The 15,458-nt window shown below is 51.8% G+C and carries 18 protein-coding genes; all 18 read right to left on the bottom strand.

Annotated elements, in window-relative coordinates; all coding sequences use genetic code 11:
* Positions 1–4: 4 nt before the first annotated feature.
* A complete protein-coding gene (atpD, locus tag T488_RS0102800) occupies positions 5–1,399 on the bottom strand; it encodes a F0F1 ATP synthase subunit beta (RefSeq protein WP_028519479.1) in 1,395 nt (464 codons plus the stop codon).
* Positions 1,400–1,457: 58 nt separating this feature from the next.
* Positions 1,458–1,826 carry a four helix bundle protein gene (locus tag T488_RS0102795; RefSeq protein WP_028519478.1) on the bottom strand — a complete coding sequence of 123 codons (369 nt, stop codon included), beginning with the start codon at positions 1,824–1,826 and terminating at the stop codon, positions 1,458–1,460.
* Between the two features lie 33 nt (positions 1,827–1,859).
* Positions 1,860–2,771, bottom strand: a complete 912-nt coding sequence (atpG, locus tag T488_RS0102790; RefSeq protein ID WP_028519477.1) for an ATP synthase F1 subunit gamma — start codon at positions 2,769–2,771, stop codon at positions 1,860–1,862.
* A gap of 14 nt (positions 2,772–2,785) precedes the next feature.
* Positions 2,786–4,816: a F0F1 ATP synthase subunit alpha gene (gene atpA / locus T488_RS0102785; RefSeq protein ID WP_028519476.1), complete on the bottom strand. Its 2,031-nt coding sequence runs from the start codon at positions 4,814–4,816 to the stop codon at positions 2,786–2,788.
* The gene (gene atpF, locus T488_RS0102780; RefSeq protein WP_028519475.1) at positions 4,813–5,301 is read right to left on the bottom strand and encodes a F0F1 ATP synthase subunit B; all 489 of its coding nucleotides are present in this window, start codon (positions 5,299–5,301) and stop codon (positions 4,813–4,815) included. Before atpF ends, atpA begins: the two co-directional genes overlap by 4 nt.
* Before the next feature lie 34 nt (positions 5,302–5,335).
* Entirely contained in the window at positions 5,336–5,563 is a 228-nt protein-coding gene (atpE, locus tag T488_RS0102775; protein ID WP_037296843.1) for an ATP synthase F0 subunit C, read from the bottom strand.
* Positions 5,564–5,587: 24 nt separating this feature from the next.
* Positions 5,588–5,815 carry an ATP synthase F0 subunit C gene (atpE, locus tag T488_RS0102770; RefSeq protein ID WP_037296843.1) on the bottom strand — a complete coding sequence of 76 codons (228 nt, stop codon included), beginning with the start codon at positions 5,813–5,815 and terminating at the stop codon, positions 5,588–5,590.
* 2 nt (positions 5,816–5,817) lie between these two features.
* Complete coding sequence (locus tag T488_RS16815; protein ID WP_051536180.1) at positions 5,818–6,540, bottom strand: F0F1 ATP synthase subunit A; 723 nt, start codon at positions 6,538–6,540, stop codon at positions 5,818–5,820.
* A 263-nt stretch (positions 6,541–6,803) separates the two neighbouring features.
* Positions 6,804–7,139, bottom strand: a complete 336-nt coding sequence (locus T488_RS0102760; protein WP_028519472.1) for a hypothetical protein — start codon at positions 7,137–7,139, stop codon at positions 6,804–6,806.
* A gap of 36 nt (positions 7,140–7,175) precedes the next feature.
* Positions 7,176–8,111 (bottom strand): GDP-mannose 4,6-dehydratase, encoded by a 936-nt coding sequence (locus T488_RS0102755; protein ID WP_028519471.1) that lies wholly within the window; start codon positions 8,109–8,111, stop codon positions 7,176–7,178.
* A 12-nt stretch (positions 8,112–8,123) separates the two neighbouring features.
* Positions 8,124–9,248 (bottom strand): glycosyltransferase, encoded by a 1,125-nt coding sequence (locus T488_RS0102750; RefSeq protein WP_028519470.1) that lies wholly within the window; start codon positions 9,246–9,248, stop codon positions 8,124–8,126.
* Positions 9,241–10,392 carry a glycosyltransferase family 4 protein gene (locus tag T488_RS0102745; RefSeq protein ID WP_028519469.1) on the bottom strand — a complete coding sequence of 384 codons (1,152 nt, stop codon included), beginning with the start codon at positions 10,390–10,392 and terminating at the stop codon, positions 9,241–9,243. Before T488_RS0102745 ends, T488_RS0102750 begins: the two co-directional genes overlap by 8 nt.
* A 29-nt stretch (positions 10,393–10,421) precedes the next feature.
* On the bottom strand, positions 10,422–10,931 hold the full coding sequence (locus tag T488_RS0102740) for a hypothetical protein (protein ID WP_028519468.1): 510 nt from the start codon (positions 10,929–10,931) through the stop codon (positions 10,422–10,424).
* A 76-nt stretch (positions 10,932–11,007) separates the two neighbouring features.
* A complete protein-coding gene (locus T488_RS0102735) occupies positions 11,008–11,520 on the bottom strand; it encodes a hypothetical protein (protein WP_028519467.1) in 513 nt (170 codons plus the stop codon).
* A gap of 26 nt (positions 11,521–11,546) precedes the next feature.
* Positions 11,547–11,819 (bottom strand): hypothetical protein, encoded by a 273-nt coding sequence (locus T488_RS0102730; protein WP_028519466.1) that lies wholly within the window; start codon positions 11,817–11,819, stop codon positions 11,547–11,549.
* A gap of 33 nt (positions 11,820–11,852) precedes the next feature.
* A complete protein-coding gene (gmd, locus tag T488_RS0102725; protein WP_028519465.1) occupies positions 11,853–12,890 on the bottom strand; it encodes a GDP-mannose 4,6-dehydratase in 1,038 nt (345 codons plus the stop codon).
* Positions 12,891–12,957: 67 nt separating this feature from the next.
* A complete protein-coding gene (locus T488_RS0102720; RefSeq protein WP_028519464.1) occupies positions 12,958–14,022 on the bottom strand; it encodes a mannose-1-phosphate guanylyltransferase in 1,065 nt (354 codons plus the stop codon).
* Positions 14,019–15,407, bottom strand: coding sequence for a sugar transferase (locus T488_RS16810; protein ID WP_082320414.1), 1,389 nt, complete (start codon positions 15,405–15,407; stop codon positions 14,019–14,021). The genes T488_RS0102720 and T488_RS16810 overlap by 4 nt, the downstream gene beginning before the upstream one ends.
* Positions 15,408–15,458 lie beyond the last annotated feature (51 nt).

Genomic DNA, 15,458 nt, shown 5'->3' with positions numbered 1-15,458 from the left:
TCCTTTAGTCCTCGTCCATCTGACGAGCCTTCATGATAACGTCATCGATAGTTCCTGCCATGAGGAAGGCTGCCTCGGGGTACTTGTCCATATCGCCGTCGATGATAGCCTTGAAGCCCTCGATGGTGTCCTTGAGGGGAACGTACTTGCCCTTGAGTCCCGTGAAGTTCTCGGCAACGTTGAAGGGCTGTGAGAGGAACTTCTGTATCTTTCTTGCGCGGTATACAGCCAGCTTATCGTCTTCGTCCAGCTCCTCCATACCGAGGATGGCTATGATGTCCTGAAGCTCCTTGTATTTCTGGAGAAGCTCCTGAGTGCGTCTTGCCACGGTATAGTGCTCCTCGCCCACTATCTCGGGCTCAAGGATACGGGAATTGGACTCCAGCGGGTCAACGGCGGGGTAGATACCCTGCTCAACTATCTTACGGGAAAGAACCGTTGTGGCGTCAAGGTGAGCGAAGGTCACCGCAGGGGCAGGGTCTGTAAGGTCGTCCGCAGGGACGTAAACAGCCTGTACCGATGTGATGGAGCCGTTCTTAGTGGAGGTGATACGCTCCTGTAATTCGCCGACCTCGTTTGCCAGTGTAGGCTGATAGCCAACGGCAGAGGGCATACGTCCCAGAAGGGCTGATACCTCTGAGCCTGCCTGTACGTAACGGAAGATATTGTCGATAAAGAGGAGAACGTCCTTGTGTTCGCGGTCACGGAAGTACTCAGCCATGGTAAGACCTGTCTGGGCAACACGCATACGGGATCCGGGGGGCTCGTTCATCTGACCGAAAACAAGAGCGGTCTTGGAGATAACTCCCGACTCCTGCATTTCGTTCCAGAGGTCGTTACCCTCACGGGAACGCTCTCCTACGCCTGTGAATATTGAATAGCCGCCGTGCTCGGTGGCGATATTTCTGATAAGCTCCTGAATGAGGACGGTCTTTCCGACGCCTGCGCCTCCGAAGAGACCTATTTTACCGCCCTTGGCATAGGGGGCGATAAGGTCGATGACCTTGATACCTGTTTCAAGCACCTCAACAACGGGGCTCTGGTCCTGGAATGTGGGAGCCTTGCGGTGTATCTCCCATTTTTCCTCTGTCTCAACGTCGCCCTTCTTGTCGATGGGCTCGCCGAGGACGTTGAACATACGTCCGAGGGTCTGCTCGCCTACGGGCACCTTGATACAGGAGCCTGTGGGAGTTACCTCCATATTCTTGCTGAGTCCCTCGCTGGACGCCAGCATGATGCAGCGCACGATGTGGTTGCCCATGTGCTGGGCGACTTCCATAACGCGCTTTTTTCCGTCGACCTCGACAGTGAGAGCGTCCTTTATCATGGGGAGCTTGCCCGCGCCGAATTCAACATCTATAACAGGTCCGATGACCTGAGTTATCCTGCCTTTTTCCATTTTTTTCTCCTTTCAGGGAAAAGAGTAAGTAGTGAGTAGAAAGTAGTGAGTAGTTATATCAACTCACCGTAAGTTTCTTGATAAGAGAATTAAGCATTTTACCTATCTCACTACAAAGTTGAAGTGCAAGTCCCGATTGCTCTTCATTAAAATAATTCAATCTTACGCAAATAAGGATCTGCGTTTCAAGCTCATATTTTGAGCCGCGAGCGATTGAAAGGAATTGTATAAAGTCATTTTGGGTTTTTCTGCCTGCGCCTTCTGCTATATTGGATACAATTGAAACAGCAGATCTGCGCATCTGATCAGCGAGAGCAAATCTTTCATCTGACGGAAGGAAATTTATCAAACGATATGTTTCCTCGACAAGATCCATTGATCTTTGCCAGACAATGAGATTTTTGTAATAGTTTGTATCAGTGTTCATGGATATTACTACTTTCTACTAACTACTCACTACTTACTCTTCACTGATGGAGGCAGCGCCTCCGCAGACCTCAGTTATTTCCTGAGTGATAGCCGCCTGTCTTGCGCGGTTGTACATGAGGGAAAGCTCCTTTATCATGTCCTTGGCGCTGTTGGTAGCAGCGTCCATAGCGGTCATACGGGACTGCTGCTCGCAGCAGAATGCCTCCACCATGGCGCCGTAGATTATTCCCTTGGCGTACTGAGGGATAAGATAGTTCATAACTTCCTCGGGAGAGGGGACGAAGGACGCCTTCGGCAGCTTTTTCATCGTACCGTCGGCTGCTTTTCCGAAGTGCTTTCTCTCGAAGGGGAGCAGACGCAGGGTCCTTGTTTCCTGGAGGCTGGAGTTTACCATATCCGTGTATATGACATAGACCTCGTCCAGTTCATGCTTCTCGAACTTTTCCAGCACCTGCTCTGCGATCTCACGGGCTCTGTAGAGGGTGGGATTCTGAGTGGTGTAGAGGAACTCGCCGTCAACATATCCCTTCTTGTCGTTCTGGATACGGCGCTGGAAGTACATTCTTCCCACCTGTCCCATTACAAAGAGGTAGCAGTTGTCGATGTCGGCGGCTTCCTTCAGCTTCTGCTCGGTATATTTGAGTATGTTGTGATTATAGCTTCCGCAGAGTCCCTTATCGCCTGTGATGACGATATAGCCCTTCTTACGCTTATCCTCGGGTATATCCTCACGCCTGTCGAAGTACTGCTGACGGGTATGGGGAGTATGCTCGAGAACGCTCTCGATAGTTGACTGGAGCTTGTAGAAGTAGGGCTCTGTACACTCCAGCGACTTCCTTGCCTTTTTCAGCTTGGAAGAGGACATGAGGTACATGGCGTTGGTGATCTTCAGGATCTGCTGGATGCTTCCGATCCTTTCACGGATCTCTCTCATATTAGGCACAGAGGATCACCGCCTTATTCCTCGAAAGCTGTGAGTATTCTTTCGATACGTTCCATAAGGTCGTCTGTGAGGACCTTATTCTCCTCTATCTCGGTGATTATATCCTGTCCGTAGCTCCTGATATAGGTCATCAGGTCGGTGCGGTGCTCTCTCAGCTCCTTGAGGGGGATACCCTTGAAGAAGCCGTGCTGAGCCGCATAGAGGAGTATTACCTGCTCATAGTGGGGCAGGGGATTGTACAGAGGCTGCTTGAGAAGCTCGGTCAGCATTCTGCCGTGCTCCAGCAGCTCTGTTGTGGACTGGTCAAGCTCTGATGAGAACTGTGTGAATATCTCCATTTCCTTGAACTGGGCAAGGTCGATACGGAGATTTCCCGAAGCCTTCTTCATTGCCTTTGTCTGAGCGGCGCCGCCTACACGGGATACGGAGAGTCCGTAGTTCACCGCAGGACGGAGACCTGAGTTGAAGAGCTCGCTCTCAAGGAATATCTGACCGTCTGTGATAGAGATAACATTGGTCGGGATATAAGCGGAGATGTCGCCTGCCAGTGTCTCGATAATGGGGAGAGCTGTCAGTGAACCGCCGCCGTGCTCGTCGTCAAGACGGCTGGAGCGCTCAAGAAGTCTCGAATGGAGATAGAAAACGTCGCCGGGGAAGGCTTCACGTCCCGGAGGACGGTGGAGCAGAAGTGACATGGCTCTGTATGCGACAGCGTGCTTTGACAGGTCATCGTATACAATGAGGACGTCCTTGCCCTTTGACATGAAGTATTCTGCGATAGCAGTGCCCGAATAGGGGGCTATATACTGGAAGGGCGCAGGGTCGCTGGCAGAAGCGCATACGACTACGGAATAGTCCATAGCGCCGTACTTCTTGAGAGTATTGACTATCTGAGCGACTGTTGAGGACTTCTGACCTATGGCAACATAGATACAGATAACGTCCTGACCCTTCTGATTGATAATGGTATCAACGGCGATGGAGGTCTTGCCTGTCTGGCGGTCGCCGATAATGAGCTCACGCTGACCTCTGCCGATAGGGAACATTGAGTCTATGGCAAGTATACCTGTCTGGAGAGGAGTGCTTACGGGCTTACGCTCGATAACGCCCGGAGCCTCGCGCTCGATGGGGAAGTAATCGTCAGCCTTTATCTGTCCCTGACCGTCTATGGGGGAGCCCAGAGCGTCAACAACTCGTCCGAGGAGCTCGTCGCTTACGCCGATACCTGCTCTCTTGCCTGTTCTGATGACCGATGAGCCCTCTGTGAGACCGTGGTCATCGCCCAGGAGAACTACACCCACCGACTTTTCCTCAAGGTTCTGAACGATACCTCTGATGCCTGTCTCGAACTCTACCAGCTCACCGTACATAACGGAATTCATTCCGTGTACTCTTGCGATACCGTCGCCGAGGCGGGTAATGAAGCCTGTTTCGGTGGCTCCCGACTTTACCTCAAAGTCTCTTACCTCTGTTTTGAGGACTGAGATTATATCGCTGTTCTTGCCTGTATTTCCGGAAGCGCCGCCGTCAACGTACTCCGCAGCCTTTGTCTGGAGGCTGTCCTTCATAAGGCGGAGGCTTGTACGGTAGCTCTTGTCGTATTCAAGGTCGCCTGCATTGAGTATGAAGCCGCCGATGATGTCGGGGTCATGCTTGTACTCTATGTCAACGTCCTCTTTCACGAATTTGTCCATGATGAACTGACGGAGGTCTGCCTGCTGAGCCTCTGTAAGGGGCGTAACATAGCGGACTACCGCCTTGATGCTTCCCTGCTTGTCCAGGAGCAGCTCTTCGTACTCGTCAAGTATCTCCTCAAGGCGTTCAATGGCGCCGCCGCGGACTACATTGAGCAGGAACTTGTGCATGGACTCGGGGAAGAGCTTATTTATGATACCGCGCTTTTCGTCGTGGGTAACAAGGGGATTTGCAAGTGTATCTCCCACGTCGCCGCAGGTCTCAAGGACCTTTCTGGCTGTGGAGCAGTCTGTCTGAGAAACGTCCAGACGGACAAGCTCCTTCAGGAACTCTCTGTCTGAATCTCTCATTTATTTCCCTCCTCTTCGGAAAGGAACTTATCAACGAGCTTGCGGTTCTTCTCGTCGTCCACGTTCTCGCCGATGATCTTGGAAGCAGCCTCGATAGCCAGGTCTGCGATCTCTGACTGAGCCTGACGGAGCACGCGCTTCCTCTCGTTTTCGATGGTCTTGTCAGCGTCTGCAACGATCCTGTCAGCCTCTTCCTGAGACTTCCTGATGATGGCAGCTCTCTCGGACTCAGCGTCCTCATGCGCCTTCATCATGATCTGGTTAGCCTGTTCCTTTGCCTCGCTGATAGAGTCCTCATACTGCTGACGGAGCTCCTCAGCCTCCTCCTTAGACTTCCGGGCGGAGTCCAGATCGTTCTGAATGGTGCGTGTACGCTCGTCCCTGATCTTATTTATGGGTTTGAAAAGGAATATCCTGAGCAGTATGAACAGCACGATAACGTTGAAAACTGCCCAGAAAATGCTCCAGAAACTAAAATCAAGCATTCTATGCCCTCCTTGGATGTTTTTTGTTTACGGCTTATTTGCCGCCGAGAGAAAGGATTATAAGGAGTGCGATAACGAAGCCGTAGATAGCGGTAGCCTCTGCGAGAGCACAGCCCAGAAGGAGAGCTGTTCTTATATCGCCCTTAGCCTCGGGCTGACGAGCGATGGACTCAGTAGCCTTTGCAGTTGCGAGACCTATTCCTATACCTGCGCCTGCACCTGTAAGAACGGCAACAGCAGCGCCTAATGCAATGATTCCCATGATATTTACCTCCGTGTATTTTGATTACTTTCCGCCGAGGGAAAGGATAATGAGAAGTGCGATAACGAAACCGTAGATAGCGGTAGCCTCTGCAAGGGCACAGCCCAGAAGGAGAGCTGTTCTTATATCGCCCTTAGCCTCGGGCTGACGAGCGATGGACTCGGTAGCCTTAGCTGTGGCAAGACCTATACCTATACCTGCGCCTGCGCCCGTAAGAACGGCAACAGCAGCGCCTAATGCGATGATTCCCATATTTATTTACCTCCGTGAAGTTGTGGCTTTTTTTTCGCTTTTTTTACTTTTTTGCCCTCATGCTCTTCCTCCTCAAGAGCCTCTGCCATGTAGAGAGAGGTGAGGAAGGCGAATACATAAGCCTGGAGCAGGCCGTCGAAAAGGTCGAAGTAAGCGCTGGCGATAACGGGTACGCCGCCGGGGACAACGTGCTTGATGAGCTCCATAACAACGAATGCGCCCAGTACGTTACCGAAAAGTCGCATACACAGCGACAGGGGACGGGTGACCAGATCCAGCAGGTTTATGGGGTTGAGGAAGCTCTTTGCCCATTTCAGCGGTCCCTTTTCGATGATGAAGGACGCCTGTACCAGGATTATCGCCATGCCCGCAAGACCTGCGGTGACGTTTATGTCCTTGGTGGGGGGCACAAAGCCGAATACGCCGATGATATTTGAGACGCCTATGTAGATGATGAAGGTCTCAAGTATCTGAACGTACTTCCTGCCCTTTTCTCCCAGTATATTGATGAAGAAATTGTCGAGGAAGTCCATTATGGCTTCCAGTATGCACTGTGAGCCCGTGGGCACCTTTTTCAGCTTCCTTGTGAAAATTATCGACAGCAGCACAAGCGCCGCCATTATTATCCAAGTCACCACACAGGAATCGGGAACGGGGATACCGCCGAGAATGGGTATGACAAAGGCGGTGTGATTATCCAGCTGTTCCATTAACTCTTCTGCCATGATAACACCTTCTTTCAGTATGGCTCAGGAACTTGCGAAAACAGTTCTGTGTGCCAAAATAATAAAACGGAGACTGCAATTACACAAATCTCCGTTGATTGAGTCTTGATGGGTAAAGATATACGTCCGACGGACTTTTTCAAGCTGCGGGGCATACCCTGTCCACACTATAATAATAATATAACAAAACGGTTACATTGTCAAGAGTCTGACGAAAAATTTTGCATAATCATTGGGAATGATATTATATATAAAAAGGCAGATTACTTTCCGTCGCCCTCAGCAAGCTTTACAGCGCGGTCAAGCCGCTCTATGGCGCCTGAATTCAGCTTTTCTGTCAGTCTTACTCTGTCCAGCTCTTTCTTGAGCCCTGCAAGCTCATTGGCAATGCGCCTCATTATGTCCTCATTCTGGAGCTGTTTGTCCTCCAGAGCGCAGACTCTCTTGATAAGTTCGTTGACGTTTGCGGCGAGGGCTTCGTTGGCGGCGTTCTGTTTTTCGCCGAATTCCATGAGCTTTTCGCCTGCCTTGAAGGTGCCTACCTTCTCATGTCCCGTAAAGGTCAGCATTTTCTCGTTTGTAAGCTTCATATCGGACATTCCGTTCACTCCTTTTCTTTTGTATCGTCTATATAGTTATATATTGGTTCTCCAATAACCGAGGGTATCCTCCACTGTCTGCTCCATGGTTATCTCTGCGGACCAGCCTGTGTCGGCGGCGATGCGCGAAACATCGGGCTCTATTATCGGTATATCCGAGGCTCTCATGCGGGCGGGGTCCTGTCTCACCTCAATGGGCAGCTTTGCGAATGAAAGGGCGGTATCCAGAATGAACTGTATATCCACAGCCCTGCCCCTGCCCACGTTGTAGACGGCACCGCTTACGCCCTTTTCACCCAGGAGCCTGTAGGCTCTGACAACGTCGCGGACGTCGGTGAAATCGCGCTTTGCGGACAGATTTCCCACGCTGATGACGGGCTCCTTCATGCCCTTTTCTATCTCAGCTATCTGGCGGCAGAAGTCGGAGACAACGAAGATACTGCTCTGAGCGGGTCCCGAGTGGTTGAAGGCGCGCACCATGACGATGTCCATTTTGTATGCTCTTGCGTATATCTCGCCTATCATGCCCTGACAGGCTTTTGTGGCGGCGTAGATATTACCCGGATTGAGGGGCTCAGACTCCGAAAGGGGACAGGCGTCCCTGCGGATATAGCCGTATTCCTCTCCCGAGCCTATGAGAATGGTCCTGATGTCCTGTTTTTCGGCTGTGCGGAGGGCTTCCAGGACGTTTATAGTGCCGATGACATTTATCTCTGCGGTGAGCTGCGGCTTTTTCCATGAAAGCGCCACGGAGCTCTGGGCAGCCAGATGATAGACCACATCGGGCTTCACCTCGTTCAGCAGGGGGGCTATATCCTCCGCCGAAAGTATATCCAGATGGTGTACGGGACAGCTCTCGCTCACGGTCTCATTTGGCAGACAGGTGGCGTGGACGTCCCAGCCGAAGGCGCTTAGCTCTCTGATGAGATAGCCTCCCACGAAGCCTGCGGCGCCGATTATCAATGCTCTCAAAAGTCTGCCTCCTTATTCGCTGAGTATATCGTAAAGACGTTTCTGGATGCTCTCCTCGCTGAATTCCTCAGCCACGCGGACTGCGGCAGCTCTGCCCAGTCTTTCGCGGAGCTCTTTGTCTCCTGCAAGGCGGTTTATGGCTTCTGCCAGAGCCTTGGGTGACCTGGGCTTCACCGTGAGACCTGTCTTGCCGTCAAGGCTGACATAGGGTACTCCCGATGGGAGAGCGGTATTTATAACGGGTTTTCCGTAGACCATGGCTTCCAGCTGTACAATGCCGAATGCCTCGCTGGGAGCGACTGAGGGCAGCACGAATATATCGCAGTCCGCATAAGCCTGACGGAGCTCCTCGTCGGGGAGAAATCCCAGAAAATGGACCTTTTCCTCCATGCCGTGAGCAGCGGTGTAGGCTTTCAGCTCATCGCCCAGCTCCCCTGTGCCGGCAATGAAGAGCTCGCAGCCCTTCACTTTTGTGAATGCCTTCAGCAGCACATCTACTCCCTTGTAGTAGACCAGTCTGCCCGTAAAGAACACCTTTACGCGGCTCTTGTCCGTCGCTCTTTCCGTGAGGACGGGCTTTCTCGGCACTGAAAGATAGTCCCCGGGGACTATGCCGTAGGGGAGGACTCTGCATTTTTCGCTGTATTCGGGGAGATAAAGTGAATGCTTCACATGGCCCTCCGTAGCTGTCAGTACAACGTCAGCCCTTTTCAGCAGATACCGCATGAAGGGCTTGTAGAACAGCATGAGCTTTTTCTGCTTAACGATGTCGCTGTGCCATGAGACTGCCACCTTTCCCTTAAAGCCCGACAGCAGCAGTGCTGCGTCCGCAAGGGGGAAGGGGACGTGTATGTGTACAACGTCGGCTTTTTTCGCCATAGCGCGGAAATAGCGGAAGAACGAGAAGGACAGGGGACATGAGAAGTACGTCCCGAGGCTACCTGCGCGGGTTATATCAACGCCCCGCATCTTCTCGCGGATAGTCCTGCCTCTGCCGTCGCGGCACACCAGTACTCTCACATGAGCATTCTCGTTCCTGCTCAGCTCCTCGGAATACTGGCGGATAATGGTCTCTATGCCGCCTATATGGGGATAATAAGCCTTGTTGACTTCAAGAATTTCAAGCTTTTTACTCATTTTTCAGCTCCCTGTATACCTCCATGAGCATTTCTGCGGAGCGCTTCCATGTGAAGCCCTTTGCTCTTTCAATGCCCTTTCTGCTCAGCTCTCTGCGGAGAGCCTCATCGCTCCAGAGCCTGTAAAGACCGCCTGCAATGCTTTTGGGGTCGTATGCGTCGCAGATGACCGCGCAGTCGCCTGTTACCTCGGGGAGAGAAGCCTCCCCCGACGCCAGTACGGGAACTCCGCACGCCATAGCCTCAAGCGGGGGCATACCGAAGCCCTCGTAAAGTGAGGGGAAAACGAATGCCAGGGCGCCGCACATAAGGGGGTTCATGTCCTCTGAGGGGACGTATTTTGTGAAGATGACCCTGTCGGTGAGGCCCAGCTTCTCTACGCGGCTGTAAATGCCGTGGTCAAGCCAGCCCTTGCCGCCTGCCAGCACCAGCTTCGGAGCCTTTTCGCCTGCTTTTTTGGCAAAAGCCGCATAGGCTGTGATAAGGCGCTCCAGGTTCTTTCTGGGCTCGATGGTACCCAGGTAGAGGAAGTAGTCGCCCTCTATCTCAAGGGACTTCTTGACCTCGGGTATCCGCTCCGGATTTTCGCAGGGACGGAACCTTTCAAGGTCCACGCCGCAGGGGATCACCCTTATCTTGCTCTCATGCTGAGGGAAATACTTCACTATCTCGGACCTGGAGAACTCAGAGTCCGTAATGATGATGTCCGCCCTTTTCATTGAGCGCTTCAGCCCCATTTCGAGCATGAAACGGGTGCGTCCGCGGACTGTATCGGGGAATGCCTTGTACACCATGTCATGGACGGTGACTACCTTTTTCCCGCGTACAAAGGGCGGTACGATGTAGTTGAAAAAATGCGTTATATCGGACTTTCTGCCGAAGAAGAATGAATAGGGTACGGGCAGGAATGTGCTGACAGCACGGTAGAGATAGCCCGAAAAGCCCGAGGTATTGAGCTTTATGCTCTTGCCTGCGAACTTCTTTACCCTCTTTACTCTCTCGGCGTCGCCGCTGGTAAAGAAGCTGTATTCGTATCTGTTTTCGGGGAAGTTTTCAGCCAGTGCCTGTGTCTGTCCCACCTCGCACCAGCCTATTCCCGTTATCTTATCGCTGCATATGGGCACAGCGTCGAAGGTTATTTTCAAATCAACTTCTCCACCTTTGAAAGTATTTATCAGTATGTCAGGCTGAGGGCATAGCCGTCTATATCGGCAAGGAAGCTGTCAGCAGCTTCGCAGTCATAGCCGTATCTGGAAAAAAGTCCCTTTTTTTCATGTGTCAGGGGGAGCTGTCTTATGCGCTCCAGCTCTGTCATTGCAAAGACTTTGTCGGCGCCGTTCCTGAGCTTGTAGATGAGCTCGTTATAGGCGCTTATCTTAGCATCGAAATCATTCAGGGAATAGCCGCACTTGACTCTTTTCAGCCTGCCGTATACAGCCAGCTTGTATCCCTCAAGCTCTCTGCGGTATTTTGCGATATATTCATCTACTTTCTGCGGGTCTGTGCCGACAGCGACCACAGGTATAGGCTCAGCTATAAGAGCGTCAGCCTGATGTATAGCATTGACCTGAGGGATCTTTCCATCCTTGACATCTGCTACCAGCTTGTTGAGCCTTCCTATTTTTACTAATACAGTACTGTGATCGTAGCCGTTAGGAACTTTGTTCAGGATGATCGCTTCCATTATGAGTACCTCCTTATGAGTCCTTTATCTTCCCATTAACGCTTCCGGGAGCTTTTCCTCAAGGGAAGACAGGGATTCATCGTATAGTATCGTAAACATGGGTGTCCAGATCGGCGATAAAAGCGTCGATGCGTCCGCGGTCGTAGCCTGTTTTCCAGAGCAGGTGGAATTTTGCTTTCCGCAGGGGAAGCTGTCTTGCTTTTTCCAGCTCATTCATTGCAAGGCTCCTGTTCATACCGCCATTGAAGGAAGCTATCACCATATTGTAGGCATAGATCTTAGCCTCAACGCTCTCGCAGTCATAGCCTGATCTGACGCGGCCGATCTTTGCGAAATCCGCAGCTCTGAACATGGTGAGCCTGGTCGCGAATTCGTCAAGGATAAAATCCACCTTTTCCATATCAAAGCCGCCTATGCTTTCAGCCAGAGGCACAGCCTTCAGCTCCTCAACTCTTTTCCGTACCTCTTCCTCGGTAAGACCGTCATACGTCAGACCTGTGAGAAGGTCGCGGTATTCGTGAAACCTTTCGTAAAAGTCGTTCCTGTCATAGCCGTGTTCGACTTTGAACAGTATCCTGCGTTCATCCATAGCCGTTTATTCCTCTGATGCTGCTTTTATCGGGCTGATGCCAGGGCGGCAGCTATCTGTCCTTCCAGATCGGCAATGTAATTGTCCGTATCCTCGGCGGAAAAGCCGATAGTACCGAAAAATCCGCTCTTTTCTTTCCTCATGGGACGCTGACGGACTTTTTCCAGCTCGGGGAGTATCTTTGAGCTGTCCACGCCTTCCTCCGCCATCATCAGCAGAGCGCTCAGAGCGTCGATCTTAGTAAGCACATCGGTTTTGTTATAGCCGCCTTTTTTGCTTCTGAGTACCTCAGGTCTCATAATACTGCCCCCTTTTTATTGATTACTGAAAACTCAGCCGAGTATCTCTTTGACCTTTATCTCGTTCTGTACCAGCTCAAGGTCGTTCTTTACCATGCGCTCAACAAGCTGTGAGAAGTCGATCTCGCGCTTCCAGCCCAGTACCTTCTCAGCCTTTGAGGGGTCACCCAGGAGGATATCCACCTCTGCGGGGCGGAAGAACTTCTTGTTCACCTTTACGATGGTCTTGCCGTTTTCCTTGTTGATACCGATCTCGTCAACGCCGCTGCCCTGCCACTGAACTTCGATTCCGACGTGCCTGAAGGCAGTCTCAACGAACTCGCGGACAGTTCTTGTCTCGTTTGTAGCGATAACATAGTCATCGGGCTTATCCTGCTGGAGCATGAGCCACATAGCGCGTACATAGTCCTTTGAGTGGCCCCAGTCACGCTTTGAGTCCATGTTTCCGAGCTCCATGTATTCCTGAACGCCCAGCTTTATGCGGGCTGCTGCGTCTGTGATCTTACGGGTTACGAACTCTATTCCGCGGCGCTCGGACTCATGGTTGAAGAGGATACCGGAGCAGGCGAAAAGACCGTAGCTCTCGCGGTAGTTCTTGGTGATCCAGTGGCCGTAGAGCTTGGCAACTCCGTAGGGGCTTCTGGGGTAGAAGGGCGTAGTCTCCTTCTGGGGGATCTCCTGTACCAGACCGAACATCTCAGATGTGGAAGCCTGATAGAAGCGAGCCTCGGGCTTAACTATGCGGATAGCCTCAAGCATATTTGTAACGCCGAGAGCGTCGATGTCGGCTGTGCCGAGAGGAGTGTCCCAGCTTGTGGCAACGAAGGACTGTGCGGCAAGGTTGTATACCTCGTCAGCCTGAGAGATCTTCATTGCTGAGATGAGGGACACGGGGTCTGTCATATCTGCGTAGATAAGGTGTACCTTGTCCTTGAGGTGAGCGATATTGCCGTAGTCAACGGTAGCCTTTCTTCTCCATATACCGTAAACATTGTAGCCCTTTTCGAGCAGGAGCTCTGCCAGGTAAGAGCCGTCCTGTCCTGTGATACCTGTGATAAGTGCGTTTTTCATTTATATTACTCCTTTTTTGCAATTAAGCGTATATATCATACCGGAGACCTGAGCCTCCGATGTGTCATCATACCAGATCGTCCCTGCCCTGCTCTTTAAGCTGAGCGATGACCTTTTTCACGTCCTGAGTGTTGTTTTTCGAGCAAACCAGCAGAACATCATCGGTATCCACGATGATTATGTCCCTTGTGCCCACGGCGGCGATGAGGCGCTTTCCGCCGCATACGGTGGTGCGCTTTGAGTCGATGGCGATAACGTCGCCGTCGATGTAGTTCTTGTCGTCATCGGTCTCGTTTATGCGCTCCACAGCCAGCCAGCTTCCCACGTCGTCCCAGCCGAAGCTTCCGGGGATAGTGTAGATATGCTTTGCCTTTTCCATGATGCCGAAGTCCACGGACTCGCTTCTGAAGGCGGTGAACTCCTTAACCAGCACCTCATTGAAATCGGGAGTTCCGTAAGCCTGTCCTATGCGCATTGCGCCCTCATAGATGTCGGGCATGAGTTCCTTCAGGTTGAACATGATGGAGGATATTTTCCATACGAACATACCGCTGTTCCAGAGGTATCTGCCCGAGGCAAGGTACTCCTTGGCGGTGGGGAGGTCTGGCTTCTCAACAAAGCGCTCAACGGCATAGACGTCGCCCTTTTCCTCGCCGAAATTGATGTAGCCGTAGCCTGTTTCGGGGTATTCGGGAGTGATGCCGATAGTGACGAGGCGCTTGCCCTTCTCAGCGGATTTTATAGCCTTTTTCAGCGTATTGAGGTAGATGTCCTCATAGCCGATAAGGTGGTCGGAGGGGAGCACCAGCATGATGGCGTCCTCATATTTCCTGCCGATGACTGCCGCCGCAAAGGCTATGCAGGGAGCTGTGTTCCTTGCGCAGGGCTCAGCCAGGATATTCTCCTTCGGTATATCGGGGAGCTGGTCAAGCACCAGCTCGGTGTATGCTGCATTGGTCACGATAAAAATGTCCTCAGCCTCAACAATGGGGCGGAGCCTTTTCACCGTTTTCTGTATCATGGTCTCGCCGTCCTTTGTCAGCGATAGGAACTGCTTTGGCGTTGCGTTGCGGCTCTTGGGCCAGAAACGCTCTCCTCTGCCGCCTGCCATGATAACTGCTGTAATCTTCATCTGCTGTTCTCCTTTTTTTCTTCTGTGAACTTCGGCGCCAGAACGTTCTCGTCTATTTCGGCGTTGTTCTTTGGCGGGAAGAACATGGTCTTTATAGTCATGAGTATTATCTGAAGGTCCAGACGTATCGAGTAATTCTCGATATACATCAGGTCCATTTTGAGCTTGTCGTAGGGGGTGGTGTCATAGGCGCCCGTTACCTGGGCATAGCCCGTAAGTCCTGCCTTTACCTTGAGACGGAAGCCGAATTCGGGCATTTCCTTCTTATACTCCTCGGTGAGCTCGGGACGCTCGGGGCGCGGTCCTACCACGGACATATCGCCCTTGAGTATGTTGAGGAGCTGCGGGAATTCGTCCACTCTGAACTTTCGCAGTATCTTTCCCACGGGAGTTATGCGTTCGTCCTCCTCGGTGGCGAGACGCGCCTTGCCGTCCTTTTCCGCGTCGACGATCATGCTGCGGAACTTGTATACGTAGAACTCCCTGCCGTGGAGGGTCAGGCGCTTCTGCTTGTAGAATACGGGACCGCGGTCATAGAGCTTTACCGCTATAGCCGCTATTATCATGAAGGGTGCGGCAGGTATCAGCGCTATCAGTGAGAATATGATGTCGAAGGTGCGCTTGATGAGCTGCTGCTCAAAATCCAGACCGTAGTTGCGGCACAGCATGAGGGGAGTGTCGAAAAGACGTATATCGTCGGCTCCTCTTATTATAATATCTGATATTTTTGGGGCTATATACGCACGTTTTGAGTGCTCGAAGCAGAATTTCAGGTAGTCGTTTCTCTGCTCGGCAGGTATATCGCAGACGATAGCGCCTTCGTATTTCATTATGAGCTCTCTCACCTTTTCGGGGGGCTCGGTTATGCTTATGGACTCGCATATCATGTACTTGTCCACACGCTGGCTCATTTTCAGCACCAGAGCTGCCGCCTGATGGCTTCCGTAGATGATGACCAGCTTTCGCGGCGGGTATATCATGAAGTAGAGCTTTCCCGCCAGCAGGGTCCACAGGGCGATGACTCCCATATCCACGCAGGACATGAATATGACAGGTGAAACTGCCATGAAATGTCTGCCGATAAGGCTGATGAGGAAGTACGATACCGTGTTGACGCAGATCATGGAGATCATCTGAGAATAGAGCATATCCGTTTTCTTGAGATAGCCCAGCTTGAAGCCGCCGTAGGCTCTGAAAAACAGCCATACCAGCAGGCAGTAGATAGCGATGAGCACCCAGTTTCCTCGCCTGTAGTAGGGGAGGATTATCTCCTCGCTGTAGTTGCGGTACCACACAAAGGCGAATATGCCCGTGAGCATACCCAGAAGCAGCATACTGGAGATAAAGGTGACAAATCTTTTATAAAGGTCCTTGTTTTTGTTCATAATCCTTATCCGTTTACCGTGACGGACACAGTCTCCTTATAGTTCTTTTTG

It is taken from the genome of Ruminococcus flavefaciens ND2009, assembly GCF_000621785.1.
GTDB lineage: Bacteria > Bacillota > Clostridia > Oscillospirales > Ruminococcaceae > Ruminococcus > Ruminococcus flavefaciens_C.
This window is presented reverse-complemented; position numbering and strand designations above follow the sequence as displayed.

What these genes read in the sequence shown, in the direction of transcription:
- T488_RS0102740 (WP_028519468.1), bottom strand. Translation starts at nt 10,931, where the DNA reads ATGGAAGCGATCATCCTGAACAAAGTTCCTAACGGCTACGATCACAGT.
- T488_RS0102795 (WP_028519478.1), bottom strand. Translation starts at nt 1,826, where the DNA reads ATGAACACTGATACAAACTATTACAAAAATCTCATTGTCTGGCAAAGA.
- gmd (WP_028519465.1), bottom strand. Translation starts at nt 12,890, where the DNA reads ATGAAAAACGCACTTATCACAGGTATCACAGGACAGGACGGCTCTTAC.
- T488_RS16815 (WP_051536180.1), bottom strand. Translation starts at nt 6,540, where the DNA reads ATGGCAGAAGAGTTAATGGAACAGCTGGATAATCACACCGCCTTTGTC.
- T488_RS0102750 (WP_028519470.1), bottom strand. Translation starts at nt 9,248, where the DNA reads ATGAGTAAAAAGCTTGAAATTCTTGAAGTCAACAAGGCTTATTATCCC.
- atpA (WP_028519476.1), bottom strand. Translation starts at nt 4,816, where the DNA reads ATGAGAGATTCAGACAGAGAGTTCCTGAAGGAGCTTGTCCGTCTGGAC.
- T488_RS16810 (WP_082320414.1), bottom strand. Translation starts at nt 15,407, where the DNA reads ATGAACAAAAACAAGGACCTTTATAAAAGATTTGTCACCTTTATCTCC.
- T488_RS0102720 (WP_028519464.1), bottom strand. Translation starts at nt 14,022, where the DNA reads ATGAAGATTACAGCAGTTATCATGGCAGGCGGCAGAGGAGAGCGTTTC.
- atpF (WP_028519475.1), bottom strand. Translation starts at nt 5,301, where the DNA reads ATGCTTGATTTTAGTTTCTGGAGCATTTTCTGGGCAGTTTTCAACGTT.
- atpE (WP_037296843.1), bottom strand. Translation starts at nt 5,815, where the DNA reads ATGGGAATCATCGCATTAGGCGCTGCTGTTGCCGTTCTTACGGGCGCA.
- atpE (WP_037296843.1), bottom strand. Translation starts at nt 5,563, where the DNA reads ATGGGAATCATTGCATTAGGCGCTGCTGTTGCCGTTCTTACAGGTGCA.
- T488_RS0102735 (WP_028519467.1), bottom strand. Translation starts at nt 11,520, where the DNA reads ATGGATGAACGCAGGATACTGTTCAAAGTCGAACACGGCTATGACAGG.
- T488_RS0102730 (WP_028519466.1), bottom strand. Translation starts at nt 11,819, where the DNA reads ATGAGACCTGAGGTACTCAGAAGCAAAAAAGGCGGCTATAACAAAACC.
- T488_RS0102760 (WP_028519472.1), bottom strand. Translation starts at nt 7,139, where the DNA reads ATGTCCGATATGAAGCTTACAAACGAGAAAATGCTGACCTTTACGGGA.
- atpD (WP_028519479.1), bottom strand. Translation starts at nt 1,399, where the DNA reads ATGGAAAAAGGCAGGATAACTCAGGTCATCGGACCTGTTATAGATGTT.